Below are 17,474 nucleotides of genomic sequence, written 5' to 3' on the forward strand. Positions count from 1 at the left end.
GTTTATATTAATTATATAATATTTTTTATATAATTAATATAAACACTATTAATAATAGAGGTGACCTTTTTGTACAGTTTTAAAAAATTAGATAATGGTCTTGATGTAATTTTGATAAAACGAGATTCTATGATGAGTGCAGCTATAATTTTTTGTGTTAAAGCTGGCTCTTCTAATGAAAAGAATGAGAATGCAGGATTATCTCATCTTATTGAGCATACCTCATTCAGAGCAACAAAAAACAGAAATATCTATCAAATAAAACACCCCATAGAAGAAGTTGGAGGAGTTTTAAATGCTTTTACTTCAAAAATTTTTACTGTTTTCTACTCAAAAGTTCCATCTGTAAAAGTTAACGATACAATAGATATTTTGTCGGATATTATTTATAATCCACTTCTTGATGAAAAAGACATAGAAAAAGAAAAAACTATAATAATAGAAGAAATTTCTTCTTATGAAGACGATCCATTAAATATAGTATTTGAAAAATTATATGAAGGTATTTATGATACCGACTTTTCTAGGCCTATACTAGGTTATAAAGATACTGTTTTAAATATGAATAAAGATGTAATTCGAGATTATCATGAAAAGTTTTATGCACCTGAAAATTCCACGGTAATAATATCTGGAAAATTTGATGAGGATATCGTATTAAAAAGCCTTGGCAAAATTAAAAATACATTCAAACCAAAAAATACTATTAAAAGTCCAAAAATCACTGATGAAGAAATAACCTTAAGAAACTATAAGGTTGATCTTGCCAGTAATTATGTGGTGGAGGGATTTAAAGCTCCTTCAAAATTAGAAAATGAATATTATTCTACCTTAATACTTAACACTTTTTTAGGTAGTGGAATGAGTTCTCTCTTGTTTTCAAAAATACGCGAAGAAGAGGGACTAGCCTATGAAGTTGCTTCCGATTATGTAACTTATCCAAAATCTGGCTTATTATTATTTTATGCTGCTACAACTAATGAAAATCTAGAAAAATTACTCGTTAGAATGCAAGAAATTCCTGAAGAAATTAAAAATGATAAAACTCTTGAAAAATGGTTTGAATACGGTAAAAAAAGATTGATTGGAAAACTCACTCTTGAAATTGAAAATAATTTATCATTGGCATTAAATATTTTAGATTTGTACATAAATTATGGTAAAATCATTACAATAGAAGATTTTATAAAGAAAATAGAAAAAATAGAAATTGAGGATGTATTAAATACATCAAACAAAATTTTCTCAAATAATCGATATATATCGATACTTTCTCCCAAAAAATAATAATTTTTATATCTAAAAGGCGGGTGTTTTTATGAAAAAAGTTCCTTTTTATGAATTAAAGCCCGGTCAAGTAGTTGCAGAAGATATCTTCAAAGATTCAACTCTATTAATATCTAAAGGCACGGTTTTAAAAAACAAAGATATCATCAGGTTAAGAAATCATGGTATTAAGAACGTAGAAGTTTATGATGAAAACGACTTTCTGGAAAAAAAGATCGAAGAAAAAATATCTATAGAATTTGATAACATTCCTGCTATCGTAGAAGAAGAAACTTACAAGGAATGGCATGAACATTTTGAATTTGTAAAAGATATAACCCACTTAAAAGATGACCCCTCAGAATTAGATTCTCTCGCAGAAGATATTTACAAAAAGTTTTTAAAATCCGAAGATGTTATTTTAAATCTTTTTCATTCTTTGGGGGATGAAGCACTGAATGCTCATTCTATAAACACTGCCATTATATCGAGTATAATTGCTTCAAAATTGGATATGCCTGATATATTTTTAAATAATCTGCTTAAGGCTTGCTTGCTGCATGATATTGGATATAGTTTAATTGGAAAGAGGGTTGTTTTTGATTATATTGATATAGAAGATGTAACAGTAAGGTCTCACATAGTTTCAGCATATGAAACCTTCAAAGACATGCAAAAAAAAATTGGCAAAGAGGTTGTAGATGCCATTTCTACCCATCATGAAAGATTTGATGGAACAGGAATTTTTATGAGATTGAAAGAAAACGATATTAGCCCTCTTGTAAGAATACTACAAATAGGGGATGCGTATGATTCTTTCATAGAAGCCGGAAATACACCATACGATGCCATGAGCTTTCTTTTAAGATATTCAGGATTAATTTTTGATCCTTACTATGTTAGCGTTTTCTTTTCGATCGTAGGACTGTACCCAACAGGTACTCAAGTTATTCTAAATAATGGGAAAAAAGCCACTGTAGTAAAAAAAGGTAAAACATCATCTTTTCCCGTAGTGGAATGTGAAGGTAATACTATTGAAACGGGTATAGATACCGGGTTATTTATAAGAGAAGTCATTAAAGAAGGAGAATAGTATATTGATTCCCAATATTTCCGAGAGTCTTGAAAATTATTTACGAGCTATATATATTTTACATATCGATGGTAAGATTCCAAGAATCAAAGACATATCTAAAATATTGTCGGTTAAAGATGCTTCTTCAGTTGATGCGATTAAAAGGTTAGAAAAAATTGGCTATGTCATACACGAAAGATATGGATACGTTAAATTAACTGATAAAGGACTACTAACAGCGGAAAAAGTTTATAGAAGATATATAATTTTAATAGACTTTTTTGTAAACATTTTAGGATTATCAAAAGAAGAAGCTTACAATTTAGCTTGTGGTGTAGAACATCATATGAACGATAAATTTTATATTTCATTGGATGGTTTAATACTTTTCTTAAGAAGAAATCCCATAGAATTTGCAGAAGCAAAAAATTTTATTCAAAAATATACAAAAAAAATGCCCCACGATTTCAAAAATACTTTATGGAGTTTAAATAAAGAAGAAATTGCTGAAGTTTACGATATTTCTGGAGAATCTTCCTTAAGAAAATTGATAATTGACAAAGGAATATTTCCGGGTTTGTTGGTTAAGATTACAAATAAATATAAAAATTCCATTGAATTTTCAGCTAATGATAAAATAATTAATTTAAACCAAAATGAAGCTGAGCATATAATTATTGGCCCACAAAATATTTTATAAAAATAATGGGAATTCTTTTTAAAAGGAGGAATTTATGCCTAACAAAATAGAAAAAGCGTCTCAATATATCAAAGATAATATTGAATTAAAACCTTTCTTGGGTTTAATCTTAGGTTCTGGTTTAGGATATATAGCTGACAAAGTAAAAAACCCAAAGAGTATCGATTACAAAGACATACCTTTCTTTCCCCAATCCAGTGTAGAGGGTCATGAAGGAAAATTAGTTACAGGAACCATAGAAGGCATTGCTGTTATTATATTAAAAGGAAGATTTCATGCTTATGAAGGTATAGACCTCAAAAAAATAGTTTTTCCCATATATGTAATGAAAAGTTTAGGAGTTAAAGGTTTAATAATCACAAATGCGGCCGGAGGTGTAAATAGAACTTTCACTCCTGGAGATATAGTAGCCAATACAGATTTTATCAATTTTACTTTCAAAAACCCTCTTAGAGGTCCAAACATCGATGATTTTGGCCCAAGATTCCCTTCTATGGTTGAACCTGTTGATAAGAAATGGATTGATATTGTTATAGATAAATGTCAAGAAGAAGGAATAAAAATTAAAAAAGGTACGTATTTATGGACTATGGGTCCTTCTTACGAAACACCTGCTGAGATAAAAATGTTTGAAAAATTTGGAGCAGATTTAGTTGGTATGTCTACTTTGCCCGAAGTAATGGCGGCAAATCACGTGGGTTTAAATACAATTTCTTTTTCTGCTGTTACGAATATGGCCGCTGGAATACTACCTGAACCTCTGAAGCATGAAGAGGTTCTAAGAACTACTGAAAAGATTAAAAACCAATTTGAAAAAGTGGTCTATAACTCTATCAAATTATTCTAATTTTTATAGACGTTTAGGAGGAAAATATTTGAAAGGAAATATTAAGGAAATAACTAAAGAAATAGTAAAAAATGAGAAAATATTATTAGTAGGTCATATATTACCCGATGGGGATGATGTTAGTAGTTTAACTTCGATGAAATTAGGACTGGAAAAATTAGGAAAAAAAGTTTCTGCCGTTATAGATGATGATATTCCAGAATATTTATTACAATTTCCAACTATAAAAGCTTCCATTGAAAGTTTCAAAGATGTAGAAAATAATATTTATCAAAACTTTGACTTAATGATAATTCTAGATTCTTCATCACCAGATAGAGTAGGTAGGTTTGAGAAATACTTGAATTCTTTTCGAGTTTTATTAATCGATCACCATGTTACTAACACACATTTTGGAAACATTAATTGGGTTGATCCTACAATGGGTTCAACTGCACAGATGGTTTATAGAATACTAAAAGATTTTAACATTGATTATGATAATGAGTTAGCTAACATGAACTTACTTGGAATAGCTACTGATACGGGATTTTTTAAATACCAAAATGCCGGTTCAACTGTTTTTAGAGATGCGGCTGATTTAATTGAAAAAGGTGCGAATATAAGTTACATCGCAAATACTATATTAGATAACACTCCTTTGGAACATATTTTATTATACAAAGATATACTCAATGAGCTGAAAATAACTTCCGAAGGACGAATAGCTTACTCTTTATTAACGCTCGGTATGCTTGCTAAATATAATATCTTACCAAAAGATAGTCCTTCTTTTGTAGAAAATATACGTTCTATAAGAAATGTTGAAATAGCTATTGTATTTCAAGAGTACAAAGAAAATTTATACCATGTTTCTTTAAGGTCAAAAAAATGGGCAGATGTTTCAAAAATAGCTTTAAAGTATGGGGGAGGGGGGCACCCTCGGGCCGCCGGGTTTTCCATTCAAACTCGTAATATTGAAAAATCAATTAAAGAAATAGTTGAAGATATATCTAAATATTTAAGGGAATCCATTGGTGATTTAACTTTTTAATATAAATTAGGTGATTTTAATGACTTATATTTTTTTGTTTTTAATTTGGGGAGTTCTTATAAACGATTTTTCTGATATTTCTATAATATTGGGCCTTTTAGCTGTATTAATTACCGTTAAAATTACTGATATTTTTTTCAAAAACACCACATATGGAACCGTTGAAATGTTATTGTATAGTTTGGGAAGTTTGTTGAAAATGTACAAAAATGCTATTTTATTTTTACCTTTAATATTGATGAAAAAAAAATATTCTGGATTAACTCATATTAATGTTAAAAACAAATCTGATTTTGAGAAAGCTGCTATAGCAAATGCCATAACTCTGACGCCGAAAACTCTCGCATTATACGAAGAAAATGAAACTCTTGTAGTTCATAGAGTTTCATCAAATCCCGATGAGGCTCATAACCCTGATGGAGTCTGGGAAGGAGATATTATTTGATCAGAATTTTGGAAATTGTTGTATTATTTTCTCTTTGTTTAACTTTAATTAAATTAATATTATCTAAATCAAAATGGGAAAAATTACTTTCCTATTCTTCTTTTTCTTCGAAATCTGTGTTATTAATGCTTATCTTTTCTTTCAATTCTCATCAATTATTCCTTTTAGACGTTATTATAATCTTTTTAGTATTAAATATTTGGGGAATATTGATCGTTTCAACATTCTTACAACGAGGTGGAAGTAAAAGATGATCGCTAACATATTGCTTGGAATAGGATCTTTATTTATATTTCTTGGTACTATAGGATTGTTTACAATGGAAGATCTATATTCTAAAATCCAAGCTGTCGGCATTTCCGATACCGTTGGGGTTATTTCTATTCTTTTATCTTTAATCCTTAAATATCCGGAAAGCTCAGGAAGATTGATAATTCTTTCTGTTATTACGATAATTTTGAATCCAGCTATATCCTCTATTATAGCTTACTACGCTGCAAAAACCGGAGAAAAGGTTGGTAAAAAATCAAATGAATAGTTCGATGATTTTATTGTTTTTTAGCTTGATTGTATTATCTATGTACATTTTAGCTCAAAAAAGTTATATCAACGCAATTCTTGGATACGGTGCTTTTTCTGTCGCGTTATCTATACTATTTTTTATATTAAACGCACCGGATGTAGCTTTTGTTGAAATAACTATTGGCGCAGCTTTTGTTACTTATATATATTTAATAGCAATAAAAAAGACTGCGGAAGTTAAGATATACTATATCGAAACTCCTTACATGATTGAAGAAAAAGAAGGTAACTTGACAGGTTTTGAATATGAATTAATTAAGGAATTCTTAGAAAGAAAAGGTTTGGACGCTGATTTTATTAAGGTTGAAGATGAAAACTTAATTGAGAATATTAATGATCATGGTGAAATATTAATAGGTGGAATTATTATTGAAAAAAATTATGACAATATAATCCCCTCAGATACTATCTTACCATCAAAATTATATTCCATTGGCCAACCAAAAAAAACTTGTAATGGTATCTTCGTTTCAAATTTAGAAAAAAGTACTGTAGATAATTTAGAAGATGATTTTTTAATTGATGCGGTAAGATACAGAAAAAAAATAATGGAAGGCGAGACTATCTTATCAAAAAATGCAGAGGTTTTGAGGGAATCAGGTTATAGAATATTGTTCTATATAAAAGATAAATCTTTGTGTGCTGATTTTAATAAATACTTAGAAGAAATAAAATCTGATCCAAATTACTACGAAAACCTCGTAAGGAGGTATATAGGGTGAAAAATCTGATATTATTTTTTCTATTTGTATTAATATTTTTAGTTATAACTTTCAATTTAAGCTTGGGAGAGATGATGAGTTTCTATGAACCAAAAGATATAATCTCAGAAAATGGATCAACGAATATGGTATCAGCAATTATTCTTGACTATAGGTTATATGATACTTTTTTTGAAATACTTGTCTTTACAATGGCTGTTATTGGAGTTTCAGAATTCATCGGTAAAATACCTATTAGCGAATCAAATAATCAAAATCTTTCATATGATACTCCCATTATAAAAGTAATAACCCCAATCTTTTTTCAAATTATCGTTCTAATCTCTATTTATATTTCAACTACTGGTCATATAGCCCCTGGTGGTGGATTCGCTGCAGGTACTATATTAGGTACAGGCTTTTTAGCGGTTTCATTAGTTAAACCAACTGATGAAATTGAAAATTTATTTATTAAGTCAAAGATTGAGATTCTCAAAATGTTGGTCCCTTTATTCATAATCGCTTATGGTCTTTTTGGTTATCTTTGGGGAGGAACTTTTTTCTCCAATTTTAATTTACAAGGAACTCCTGGTAAATTAGCAAGCGGAGGATCCGCATTATTATTAAACTTCTTGATATACTTCGAAGTTTTTGGCGGTTCCTGGACCATTTTATACAGATTTCTAAAACATAGAGGTTTACTATGACTTTATATAATACATTAGTCTTTCTTATAATTTTTATAGGTTTATTTGGAGTTATTGTTAAAAATGACCTTATATTAAAATTTTTTAATCTAGGAGTTTTTCAAGGAGGAGTTGTCCTATTTTTTGTCCTTCTAGCTTATGAGGAGCACTCTCCGATAATCACTATTGATTTACAGAACTTTGCTGATCCTTTGATTCATTCATTCCTATTAACAGTTATAGTAATCGGGTTTGCTAATCTTGCTTTAATGCTAGTTTTTACCATGATACTATCTTCTCAGTATAAAACTAGAGATGTCAACGAAATTGAAAAAAAGATTATCGAAAAATAATAAGACAAAATAATTAAAAAGGAGAAATAAATGCTATTACTTATTTCTTTGACTCCAATATCTTTAGGAATATTAAATTATATTTTTAAAAAGAAATCATTCTTTTTAGTTTTAACTTCTTATATTTTAACTTTTTTATTTATTTTCTTAGCACAAGAAGGTTCGATGGTTATAGGTAATTACTCAGCACTAAAGGGGATAGAATTTGAATTCAATGTTACTATCAGAATTTTACTACTTTCCTTCAATATTTTCTCATTAATAGTTATTTTAAGAATTATAAATAAATATGATTATGTTTTTTTCTCTTTATGGCTTTTACTTATTGGAAGCATAAACGGTTTTTTCATGAGTCGGGATTTCTTTAATCTTTATGTTCATCTGGAATTGGCTTCTATTCTGACTTTTTTGCTATTAGCCTATGACAAAAATGAGATAAGAATATGGGCATCTCTTAAATATATGATAATGAGTTTAGTGGCTTTAAATCTTTACTTAATAGGGGTTGGAATCCTTTACTCTCATTCAGGTACTCTGAATATTAATTACAATTTATCAAACGGTATAAATAATTTAGCTTTTAGTTTTATATTAACTGGTCTTCTTATAAAAGGTGGTTTCTTTTTTCTTTCTGGATGGTTACCAAACGCTCATACAGAGGCAGTAAAAGGAGTTTCTCCAATTTTATCGGGAGTCATTGTTAAGTTACCCATTTTTATAATTTATCTTTTGTATTCTTCTATTCCTGATAACTTAAAAAATTTTTTATATGTATTTGCCATTATAACAGCGATTACATCTTCTTTCTTTACCTTGTTACAAGATGACATTAAGAAATTTTTTGCTTATTCCACCATGTCTCAAATGAGTTATGGATTAATAATTCTCATGGTACAACCTTCAATATTCCCATATTTCATAATTTATCATATGTTTTCAAAGGGTTTTTTGTTTATGATTGCAGAAGATATATATGAAGAAAACCAAACAAAGAATTTACAAGAATTAAAGGGAGTAAAATTACCCATAGATACTCTAGTGTTACTAAGTTTTCTCTTATTAAACCTTAGCGGGCTGTTCCCTTTTTCTTTATTCATTTTAAAAGACAACTTATCTTTATCATACTTTCTTGAAATAAATATATTTATTTTTGGTATGTATTTTTATAAATTGTTGAGTACCTTTCACATTAAAAAAAATTTTAGCTATAAATATTGGTACATCTTTATTTTCATTATATTAAACATTTTTGGAATTACTTTTTATTTAATTTCTAATTTTTCTGAATTATCATTTCTAAAGATTTCCTCTCAATATTTATTCTTTCTTTTAGGGATTTTTGTATACTTCGTCTTAAAAGATAAAATATCTTTTCGCCCTATTGAGATATACAATTTTCAAAACAGCTTTATTTATCAAATAGCTTTTTTGTTACTTATTATGCTTATTGAAATATAGCGCTTGAAAAATTCACAGAATTTATGATAGAATTATACTATCTTATGAGTGAAAAAATTTAAGGAGGTAGAGGCGTTATCAAACGCATAAATCAAATGATTAAAAAAATCACTTTTACAATTACTGTTTTTCTCGTTTTAGTTCTTTCTTCGGTTTTAGGACAAGATGTTTTAAAAATAGTTCCTGTAGATTCTAAAGGTGTTGTCTATATCAAAAATTTAGACGATACTTATAACGATTTAAAAACAGTTCCCACTCTTAAAACATTATTATTGGAACCTTTTAATGCAGAACTATTAATTTCTAGCTTTGCTCAAATATATTTTAATGCTTTGAAGATTGATTTTCAAAGTTTTATAAATCAGCTCGATGTTGATTTAGCTGTATTTGTTCAAGAACCACGAGAAAAATCATATGAATTTGGATTTTCTATTGGACCTATTAACAATCCTGAGGCCTTTGCAAAAGACTTAGACAAACTTTTAGAACCCTTAAAAGATTACGGACTGGTCTTTACTCCAATAGTTGAAAATATCGGGGGTCTTAGTTATTTAGCCATGGTTCAAGATAAAAATTTGTATTCATCATCTAAAAAAGGTGTTGAAGATTTTGAGGAGATTATTTATTCTGATAGCGGACTTTATTACAGAATTAATACTTCTGATTATCAAGGCGAAGGATATTTCTATCCAAAGGATGGTTTTCTTGTTGGAGGAGGAATTGGAACAGCTAACACAGAATCTATAGATGTTACTTTTGTGAAAAGTCCACAAGAGGTTCCATTTTTTGGGAATATGTTTTTTACTTCATCTTTGATACCAAATGACATAGCAAATTACTCTGACCTTATAAATATAGTTGTAGATTACGAAATAGCTGAAAAACTGATAAATTCTTCTAAAGGAATAGAGGTAAATGCTGATTTACAAATAACTGATAATTTATCTGAAATTTCTAATAACAATTATTTGAAGTTAAAAACCGAAGTTAAAGTTGATGATATAATTCCTATCTTGAATGAGAATAATATTAAACACAAGAAAATTAATGAAAATATGTTGGAATTTTATATAGAATCAGAGACTACCAATCAAAATAGCGGAAAGACAACTGTGACTCAAACATTTTATGTTTGGAAAAACGAATTTTTATATGTTTCAGTTAAAAACCCTGATGAATTACAAAAAGTTATTAACACAAAACCACGACTCTCAGAAAATGATCTATTTAATAAACTTAGCCAAAGAATAGGAATTGGTGATGTTGCTTATGTTTTTGTGGATTTAACTCCCATTTTTAGAAATTATGTACCAAATTTAAAAGGGCAATATGGTTTTCTAGTTAATGTAACTTTAGTAGAAAAAAATAAATTGAAAACTGATTTTATTGTTCAATAAATTTTGTAAAGAAATGTTGCTATTTTTTTTCTCGTTTATAAAAAAAATTAAGGGCATGCGTTTGCATGCCCTTTCTTGGTGCCGAGGGCGGGAGTTGAACCCGCACGAGGTTCTCCACCTCAACGGATTTTGAGTCCGTCGCGTCTGCCAATTCCGCCACCTCGGCAATTCAAAGTTATTATACTATAATTATAACTGATTGTCAATATAAATCATTAAAAGAAACAGGGGGGTGTTATTGATATGGAAAATTTAGCAATTATAGGTTTTGGAGCTGCTACTATTGGTTTCTTAAAAAGATTAATAGAAGAAGGTAAAGATAAAAAGTATAATATTGATATTTACGAAAAAGGAGAAGATTTAGAAAATGCAGGTTTTGGTGGTTTAAAATATGATGGAAAATTATTCATATCTAAAGAAATGGGAGGAGATTTAGATATCCCTATCGCAACTCAAAAGAAAGTAGTTGAATTTTATTTACAAAAATCTGGTTTTGCAAAGTTCGATAGTAAAAACAAATTAATCATATCTAATGAACTTGAAAAAGGAAATTCTTTTGAAAACAAAGAACTGTACAAAAAATTCTATCATTTCGGATTTGACCCTGTCCGCTCTCACTTTTTTCATTTAGGTACTGATATTCTAATAGATACAATTAAAGCTATTTACGAGGATCTTTCAAACTTGAAAAATATAAACTTTAAATTTGGTGAGGAAGTAAAACAAATTGTAGTTAATAATAAAAAGATAACTGTGTTAAGCGGAAAAAGTGAACAAATCTATGATAAGGTAGTTGTGGCGGTTGGAAGAAGAGGCCATAAACTTGTATCAGAAATAGTCAATAACCATCCCAACCTAGTTTTATCAAACGATAAGGTTGATTTGGGAATAAGATTAGAATTACCAAACCATGTAGTAGACTACTTAAATAAAGAAATGTATGAATTTAAAGTTAGATTGAAAACCAAAACGGGTTATATAGTCAGAACATTTTGCAACAACCCCGGTGGAGAAGTTACCCTAGAAAAGTACGATGATTTTTATACTGTTAATGGGCATGCCAATACCAATAAAAAAACATCGAATACAAATTTCGCTGTACTAGTTACACATTCTTTTACACAACCCTTTAATGATCCTATAGGATACGGTTCTTATATTGCTAAACTATCCAATATTTTAGCCGGAGGAAATAAAGTTATTCTCCAATGTTATGAAGATTTCATAATCTCTAAAAGAACTAAAAAACTCGGGAGAGTTGAACCAACTCTTGATGCAAATAATTATATATTAGGGGATCTAAATCTTGCTTTACCAAGGAGAACGACTGAATCAATAATTGATTTTTTAGAGCGATTAGAAAATGTAGTACCAGGAGTAACTTACCCAGATAATCTTTTATATGGGACGGAAGTTAAATTTTACGCAAACAAGATTGATAATAAGGTTTTACCTAATCTAAAAATTATAGGAGATTGTAGTGGTTGGACAAGATCTATAACTTATGCTACAAGTCATGGTTATCTAACGGCAAAAGAGTTTTAAAACCATAAGTTGACAAAATAATCCTAGTATGCTATAATAAAATCTGTAGAGTTAGATGTTGGGACGTGGCCAAGCGGCAAGGCGACGGACTTTGACTCCGTTATTCGTAGGTTCGAATCCTACCGTCCCAGCCAAAAAACCGAGGGAAATTTGAGCCCTCGGTTTTTTATTTATAAAACGTTTATTCTATTCCTATAAAACTATCTTCTGCAAATGGTTCAGAAGTTTGCGTTGCGGGATTTGATGACTCTTCAATAATTTTTTTAGTATCTTCTATCATCTGGTCGATATTTGAATAATAGTTTGGATCAAGCTCTTTAACTGTTTCCAAGAAAAATAATTTAATTTCTCTTAATCCAACTAATTCTGCCAATTCTAATCCTATATCTAAGGCTTCTAACTTGGTGTCAGTGGCAGCCTGTGTGGAGTCTACTACCCCTTGAACATTGACAAGAATTTCTGTAATAGGTTGTTGAAAGAAAGAAAACAGGTATTGAGAACCAAGATACGAAGAATACTGCTTGATCTGGCTGAGCTGTAATTTAGAATAACTAACCCTCACTTCTGGATCTTGAGGATTTAATTGATAATACATTTGAACTACACTATTTGAAGACGGATATTGCCTGAATAAATCTGCTAGTACTTTCTCTAGTTTATTAATATAATCTTCCATTTTTCCTTCTAATTCTACCTTTAAGCTACTTGCTTCATTTGTAGTAGTAATTCCTAGAGTTTCTATCTTGTTTTTAGTAGTTAGAAAATTTTGAGCATCTTTATAGTTTGAAAGTAAATTATTTAACTCGGTACTCTCTTCCGTAGTCTTTTGAATATTTAACTCATCTATTCTTTTGCCTATCTCTTCTAGACCTAAAGCAACAGTCTCAGGATCTACCAACTCTGATAAACTAAGATACTCATTTATTGAAGTATATTGATCATTAAAATCATTCATTAGTTGGTTCACTGCCAATGTATAAATAGCAAGATAGTCAGAGTCTGCTTCAACAGAAATTTCATTTTCTTCAAATACTATATTCTCAATTTCTTTTACAAGATTTTCTAACTTTTCCGTATTAGTTCCCGCCTCAGTCAATTGATACATATACATAAGTTTGGTATCATAATAATTTCTTCCGAAATCCCCACTTCTTATGTAACTTACTAACCAATTATTGTATTCTTCTTCTTGAATAGTATTTTGAATTTCAGAATACACCTCATCATATAAAAATACATCTTCAGGATTTTTAAAAATTTTCTTATCAACTACCCTTATTATCTGATATCCTTGATATGTACTTATTGGTCCTAAAATAGCGCCTATTTCAGCATTAAAAGCGGCTTCTTCTAAATTTTGATCGTATTGACCACGTTTTATCCAACCAATATCTCCTGAACTTGTTGCTGTTAATGTGTCTTCGGAATATATAGCAACAGCATCTTCAAAAGTTATCTCCTCATTAGTAATTTTCTCTTTAATACTATTAGCCGTTGCTTCGTCAGATAAAAGTATATGCTGAACTCTAACTTCTTCGTAATTACTCTTTATACTTTCAAAATTTTCTTGGATATATGTGAGGGCTTCTTCTCTTGAAATATTTGCAACTTCTTTTTTTACATTATTTGTTATTAGACTATTTTCTACATCTTCTTGCAAACCAGAAATTAAAATGTTCCTGATATTTTGTTCACTTCCATAGTATTGAACCATATTATTCCAATTGTTAGTATCCATCTTATATTGAGATATATATAGATCAACTAATGCATTAATTTGAGAATTTATTTCTTCTTTTGAAGGTAAAAGGTCATTCTGTTCTGCATAGTACCTTACAATTTTCTCATTATAAAGAAGATCTACAATTTGATTATCAATCACTAAGTAATCAAAAACAGGGTCTAATTGTTGACCGTAATATTGTTGATAAATTTGTGCCTGCTGCTGAGTAATTGAATCAACTTCATTTTTCATAATCCAATAGGGGTATTCTAAATCAATACTTTCCTTAGTAATAACTAAAACCGAATCCTCTTTTCTTGGAATATTACTAACCCCGGGATTAACTGCAGGATTCCTGGAAGTAACATAAGTTGCTACAGACCACCAAACAATACCTGCTAAAAAACCTGCTATAACTATGATCGTGATAATTCTTTCATGCCTTTTAAACCAATTATTCATTAACTAATGCCTCCTAAACTCTCGAAAATTTTTTTGTGATTTTATATGCTATTTTATCACAATTTATCAAAATACTTAAATTAACTTACATTAGAAAAAAAGGGGATAAATTAATATCCCCTTTTATATATCTTTATATCTTTCTCCTAATAGGTTTATCTTTACTAATTTCTTCCAAAGCTAACAATCTATCCCATTTAGCATCTACATAATTTTGCATTTCTTCTAATATTTCATTTGCATCTGGTCTTTTCATAAGCTTGTTGTACCTACCGAGCTTTGTAATATACTCTTTTACAGGCTTGAACGTTTTTGGCTTTTTAGTTACTTTATAAACTCCCATATTATATTCCCATAATGGCCAATACTTTGTTTCAACAGCTAATTTAGTTACCTCAGGACCCGAATCATCAGGAATTCTCCAAAATCTTACACAAGGTGCTAAAATAGAAATAAAAGCCGGACCTTCAAATTCTAAAGCAGCTTGCATCTTTCTCATGAAATCCCATGGTTCTGAAGTAACTGCAGTTGCTGCATATACTCCTTCATGACCAGCAATTATATCAACTATACTTTTCTTTAATTGTAATTTACCTGATAAGGCCTTACCAACTGGTTCGGTAGTTGAATCTGCACCTGGAGGGGTTGATCCTGATCTTTGATTCCCTGTATTCATGTATCCTTCATTATCATACAAAATATACACAAAATCGTGTCCTCTTTCTATAGCACCTGATAAAGCCTGTAAACCAATGTCATAAGTTCCACCATCTCCAGCAAAAGCTATAAATTTTATTTTATCATTATCTATTTTTTTTCTGTTTAATAACGATCTATAAGCTGCTTCCGCACCAGATATAGTTGCTGCAACATTTTCAAATGCATTGTGTATATAAGGAACATTCCAAGAAGTAAACGGATAAATTGTTGAAGAGACTTCCAAACATCCTGTTGCTGCTCCCACAACCGGTTCGTATCCTAAACTTTTTGCTGCCAATGTAGCCCAGTTTGCTACCATTGGAGCATTACATCCAGGACATAATCTATGTCCTTGTGTGAATGCCCAATCGTTTGTTTCAACGTATCCTACAATATCCCTAATATTAGGCACAATTCTTCACCTCCAATTATTCTCTTAATCCTAAGTATCTTTGTTCATCGGTTATTAAATTGCCTTTTATAGCATCTTCAAAAGCTTCTCGTATCATTTCAGGAGTAGTATCTCTTCCTCCCAATCCATAAATATAAGAACCTAGCGAAGGTTTAGAAGCAACTTCGTACAGAGAAGATTTAATTAAAGAATACAAAGGAGCTTCTTTACCAAAAGACATTGCTCTATCTAATACAACAACTCCTTTTCTTCCGTTTAAAACTTGCTGAAATTCTTTTTTTGGAAAAGGTGTGAAAACTTGAGGTTTTACAAGTCCTACTTTTTTGCCCTCTTCTCTTAACTGATCAACCACATATTTTGCTGTCGAAGCAGTTGAATTCATAACTACCATAATATAATCAGCATCATCAGTTTTGTATAAATCAAGAAAATCGTATTTTCTTCCAGAAATTTTTGCAAATTCTTCGAAAACTTTCGGAAGCTCTTTGTAAGCATGGTTCATAGCTTCTTCTTGTTGTCTGTGATGTTCAAAATAATAATCAAATAGATCTAAAGGCCCAAAAGTTACGGGATTTTTAGTATCTAAAAGCGAATATTTTGGATTCCAAGTACCTACGAATTCTTTTACAACTTCATCATCTAACATTTCAAAACTTTCCACTCCATGTGAGGTAATGAATCCATCTAAATTAACCATGGCTGGTAACAAAACATTTTCCTTTTCAGCTAACTTTGTTGCTATTATTGTAAAATCATATGCTTCCTGATGATTTTCTGTGAATAATTGAATCCATCCAGAGTCTCTAACAAGCATTGCGTCAGAATGGTCACAGTGAATATTAATAGGGCCAGAAAGAGCTCTATTAACTATAGGCATTATTATTGGAAGCCTATAAGAAGCAGCTATATATACAATTTCAGTCATCAACGCTAAACCATTCGCTGCGGTAGCCGTCATTGTTCTAGCTCCTGCTGCAGCTGAACCAACAACAGCACTCATAGCAGAATGCTCAGATTCAACTGGAACCATTACTGTATCAACAATTCCATCGGACACAAAACTTGCATAATATTCAACAACAGGTGTTTGGGGAGTTATCGGATAGGCTGCGACAACATCTGGGTTAATTTGTCTCATAGCATGAGCTACTGCAGCAGCTCCTGTAACTGTAAGTTTTACGGGCATATTTTAACCTCCTTCTCATTATTCTTTAAATAAATTCCGATTCTGGTTTCATTTCAATTGCATTAACTGGACATACAGCTGCACATACTCCACAACCCTTACAATAGTCCATATTAAACTCTCCTAATTTCATCCTCTTTCCATCAAGCCTTCCATCTATTGCCATATCTGGACAGTATACCCAACATTGCATACAATTTGTGCATTTTTCCCTATCTATAATAGGTCTTTGTATTCTCCATTCACCAGTTTTATAATTTCGTGCTGTGGCTGGTTTATCTATAACTCCACCGATAGGTATTTCTTTCCAACCTTTCAAATTACTCACTGAGTTTCACCTCCTGATATCCCCTTTCTAAAGCCCTGATATTTGCCTTTACAACCTCATCAGAAAATTTTTTGGAAAAAGCTGCTTTTGTTTTCTCTTTTACAGCATCTAAAGGAACAATATCTGTAGCTCTTACTAAAGCGCCAATCATAACGGTATTTGGTATACCTCTTTTTATTTCATCTAAGGCAATATTAGTAGCAGGAATAACACCTATTTTACCTTTATATCCTGTTAATTTTCTTACTTCCTCAATGCTTCTTGTAGTATTTACTAACAAAAATTTATCTTCTTTTAAACCTAATATAACATCTGGATTTGTTAAAAGAGTATCATCTATAACTACAACTACATCTGGTGATTCGACGTTACTTTTAATCCTTATTGGAACATCAGCCACTCTGTTAAAAGCTTTCATTGGAGCTCCTGATCTTTCAGCTCCGTATTCAGGAAATGAACTAGAATATTTACCCGCTTCTTCTGCAGCCTCAGTCAGAAACTGAGAAGCACTTTTTGCTCCTTGGCCAGCTCTTGCATGCCATCTTATTTCAAAATATTTTTCTGGCACTTTTCTTC

Annotated in this window: 19 protein-coding genes and 2 tRNA genes; 15 read left to right on the top strand and 6 right to left on the bottom strand. The window is 30.4% G+C overall.

Features of this window, described 5'->3' with window-relative positions; all coding sequences use genetic code 11:
* Nucleotides 1–69: 69 nt before the first annotated feature.
* The 13 genes from PW5551_RS03145 to PW5551_RS03205 all read left to right on the top strand — a co-directional run bounded on the left by PW5551_RS03145 (nt 70) and on the right by PW5551_RS03205 (nt 10,543).
* Nucleotides 70–1,287, top strand: a complete 1,218-nt coding sequence (locus PW5551_RS03145) for a pitrilysin family protein (RefSeq protein WP_113074367.1) — start codon at nt 70–72, stop codon at nt 1,285–1,287.
* Between the two features lie 31 nt (nt 1,288–1,318).
* Nucleotides 1,319–2,359 (top strand): HD-GYP domain-containing protein, encoded by a 1,041-nt coding sequence (locus PW5551_RS03150; RefSeq protein WP_113074368.1) that lies wholly within the window; start codon nt 1,319–1,321, stop codon nt 2,357–2,359.
* A 4-nt stretch (nt 2,360–2,363) separates the two neighbouring features.
* A complete protein-coding gene (locus tag PW5551_RS03155; protein WP_158526125.1) occupies nt 2,364–3,041 on the top strand; it encodes a metal-dependent transcriptional regulator in 678 nt (225 codons plus the stop codon).
* 34 nt (nt 3,042–3,075) lie between these two features.
* The gene (locus PW5551_RS03160; protein ID WP_113074370.1) at nt 3,076–3,888 is read left to right on the top strand and encodes a purine-nucleoside phosphorylase; all 813 of its coding nucleotides are present in this window, start codon (nt 3,076–3,078) and stop codon (nt 3,886–3,888) included.
* A gap of 28 nt (nt 3,889–3,916) precedes the next feature.
* Complete coding sequence (locus PW5551_RS03165) at nt 3,917–4,921, top strand: bifunctional oligoribonuclease/PAP phosphatase NrnA (RefSeq protein ID WP_113074371.1); 1,005 nt, start codon at nt 3,917–3,919, stop codon at nt 4,919–4,921.
* A gap of 19 nt (nt 4,922–4,940) precedes the next feature.
* On the top strand, nt 4,941–5,366 hold the full coding sequence (locus tag PW5551_RS03170; protein ID WP_113074372.1) for a Na+/H+ antiporter subunit E: 426 nt from the start codon (nt 4,941–4,943) through the stop codon (nt 5,364–5,366).
* Entirely contained in the window at nt 5,363–5,620 is a 258-nt protein-coding gene (locus tag PW5551_RS03175) for a hypothetical protein (protein WP_113074373.1), read from the top strand. Before PW5551_RS03170 ends, PW5551_RS03175 begins: the two co-directional genes overlap by 4 nt.
* The gene (locus tag PW5551_RS03180) at nt 5,617–5,904 is read left to right on the top strand and encodes a monovalent cation/H(+) antiporter subunit G (RefSeq protein WP_113074374.1); all 288 of its coding nucleotides are present in this window, start codon (nt 5,617–5,619) and stop codon (nt 5,902–5,904) included. Before PW5551_RS03175 ends, PW5551_RS03180 begins: the two co-directional genes overlap by 4 nt.
* Nucleotides 5,897–6,670, top strand: a complete 774-nt coding sequence (locus PW5551_RS03185) for a DUF4040 domain-containing protein (RefSeq protein WP_146738319.1) — start codon at nt 5,897–5,899, stop codon at nt 6,668–6,670. Before PW5551_RS03180 ends, PW5551_RS03185 begins: the two co-directional genes overlap by 8 nt.
* Nucleotides 6,667–7,356 (top strand): MnhB domain-containing protein, encoded by a 690-nt coding sequence (locus PW5551_RS03190; protein ID WP_113074376.1) that lies wholly within the window; start codon nt 6,667–6,669, stop codon nt 7,354–7,356. The genes PW5551_RS03185 and PW5551_RS03190 overlap by 4 nt, the downstream gene beginning before the upstream one ends.
* The gene (locus PW5551_RS03195) at nt 7,353–7,688 is read left to right on the top strand and encodes a cation:proton antiporter subunit C (protein ID WP_113074377.1); all 336 of its coding nucleotides are present in this window, start codon (nt 7,353–7,355) and stop codon (nt 7,686–7,688) included. Before PW5551_RS03190 ends, PW5551_RS03195 begins: the two co-directional genes overlap by 4 nt.
* A gap of 30 nt (nt 7,689–7,718) precedes the next feature.
* A complete protein-coding gene (locus tag PW5551_RS03200; protein ID WP_113074378.1) occupies nt 7,719–9,146 on the top strand; it encodes a complex I subunit 5 family protein in 1,428 nt (475 codons plus the stop codon).
* A gap of 95 nt (nt 9,147–9,241) precedes the next feature.
* Nucleotides 9,242–10,543: a hypothetical protein gene (locus PW5551_RS03205; RefSeq protein ID WP_113074379.1), complete on the top strand. Its 1,302-nt coding sequence runs from the start codon at nt 9,242–9,244 to the stop codon at nt 10,541–10,543.
* 76 nt (nt 10,544–10,619) lie between these two features.
* Here the strand turns inward: PW5551_RS03205 and PW5551_RS03210 are convergent.
* Nucleotides 10,620–10,709: transfer RNA gene (locus PW5551_RS03210), tRNA-Leu, on the bottom strand.
* Between the two features lie 77 nt (nt 10,710–10,786).
* Between PW5551_RS03210 and PW5551_RS03215 the strand changes: the two genes are divergently transcribed.
* Nucleotides 10,787–12,088 carry an NAD(P)/FAD-dependent oxidoreductase gene (locus tag PW5551_RS03215; RefSeq protein WP_113074380.1) on the top strand — a complete coding sequence of 434 codons (1,302 nt, stop codon included), beginning with the start codon at nt 10,787–10,789 and terminating at the stop codon, nt 12,086–12,088.
* A gap of 59 nt (nt 12,089–12,147) precedes the next feature.
* Nucleotides 12,148–12,222: transfer RNA gene (locus PW5551_RS03220), tRNA-Gln, on the top strand.
* Nucleotides 12,223–12,269: 47 nt separating this feature from the next.
* On the opposite strand, the gene PW5551_RS03225 is transcribed toward PW5551_RS03220, so the two are convergent.
* The 5 genes from PW5551_RS03225 to PW5551_RS03245 form a co-directional block, all read right to left on the bottom strand.
* A complete protein-coding gene (locus tag PW5551_RS03225; protein WP_113074381.1) occupies nt 12,270–14,273 on the bottom strand; it encodes a peptidylprolyl isomerase in 2,004 nt (667 codons plus the stop codon).
* A gap of 133 nt (nt 14,274–14,406) precedes the next feature.
* A complete protein-coding gene (locus PW5551_RS03230; RefSeq protein WP_370445898.1) occupies nt 14,407–15,387 on the bottom strand; it encodes a thiamine pyrophosphate-dependent enzyme in 981 nt (326 codons plus the stop codon).
* A gap of 13 nt (nt 15,388–15,400) precedes the next feature.
* Nucleotides 15,401–16,570 (bottom strand): pyruvate ferredoxin oxidoreductase, encoded by a 1,170-nt coding sequence (porA, locus tag PW5551_RS03235; protein ID WP_113074383.1) that lies wholly within the window; start codon nt 16,568–16,570, stop codon nt 15,401–15,403.
* Nucleotides 16,571–16,595: 25 nt separating this feature from the next.
* Nucleotides 16,596–16,898: a 4Fe-4S binding protein gene (locus PW5551_RS03240; RefSeq protein WP_113074384.1), complete on the bottom strand. Its 303-nt coding sequence runs from the start codon at nt 16,896–16,898 to the stop codon at nt 16,596–16,598.
* On the bottom strand, nt 16,891–17,466 hold the full coding sequence (locus PW5551_RS03245; RefSeq protein WP_113074385.1) for a 2-oxoacid:acceptor oxidoreductase family protein: 576 nt from the start codon (nt 17,464–17,466) through the stop codon (nt 16,891–16,893). Before PW5551_RS03245 ends, PW5551_RS03240 begins: the two co-directional genes overlap by 8 nt.
* Nucleotides 17,467–17,474 lie beyond the last annotated feature (8 nt).

It is taken from the genome of Petrotoga sp. 9PW.55.5.1, assembly GCF_003265365.1.
Lineage (GTDB): Bacteria > Thermotogota > Thermotogae > Petrotogales > Petrotogaceae > Petrotoga.

Bases quoted from the DNA above. Each gene is read 5' to 3' on its own strand.
- PW5551_RS03195 (WP_113074377.1), top strand. From the start codon at position 7,353: ATGACTTTATATAATACATTAGTCTTTCTTATAATTTTTATAGGTTTA.
- PW5551_RS03205 (WP_113074379.1), top strand. From the start codon at position 9,242: ATGATTAAAAAAATCACTTTTACAATTACTGTTTTTCTCGTTTTAGTT.
- porA (WP_113074383.1), bottom strand. From the start codon at position 16,570: ATGCCCGTAAAACTTACAGTTACAGGAGCTGCTGCAGTAGCTCATGCT.
- PW5551_RS03170 (WP_113074372.1), top strand. From the start codon at position 4,941: ATGACTTATATTTTTTTGTTTTTAATTTGGGGAGTTCTTATAAACGAT.
- PW5551_RS03185 (WP_146738319.1), top strand. From the start codon at position 5,897: ATGAATAGTTCGATGATTTTATTGTTTTTTAGCTTGATTGTATTATCT.
- PW5551_RS03215 (WP_113074380.1), top strand. From the start codon at position 10,787: ATGGAAAATTTAGCAATTATAGGTTTTGGAGCTGCTACTATTGGTTTC.
- PW5551_RS03200 (WP_113074378.1), top strand. From the start codon at position 7,719: ATGCTATTACTTATTTCTTTGACTCCAATATCTTTAGGAATATTAAAT.
- PW5551_RS03150 (WP_113074368.1), top strand. From the start codon at position 1,319: ATGAAAAAAGTTCCTTTTTATGAATTAAAGCCCGGTCAAGTAGTTGCA.
- PW5551_RS03180 (WP_113074374.1), top strand. From the start codon at position 5,617: ATGATCGCTAACATATTGCTTGGAATAGGATCTTTATTTATATTTCTT.
- PW5551_RS03160 (WP_113074370.1), top strand. From the start codon at position 3,076: ATGCCTAACAAAATAGAAAAAGCGTCTCAATATATCAAAGATAATATT.
- PW5551_RS03225 (WP_113074381.1), bottom strand. From the start codon at position 14,273: ATGAATAATTGGTTTAAAAGGCATGAAAGAATTATCACGATCATAGTT.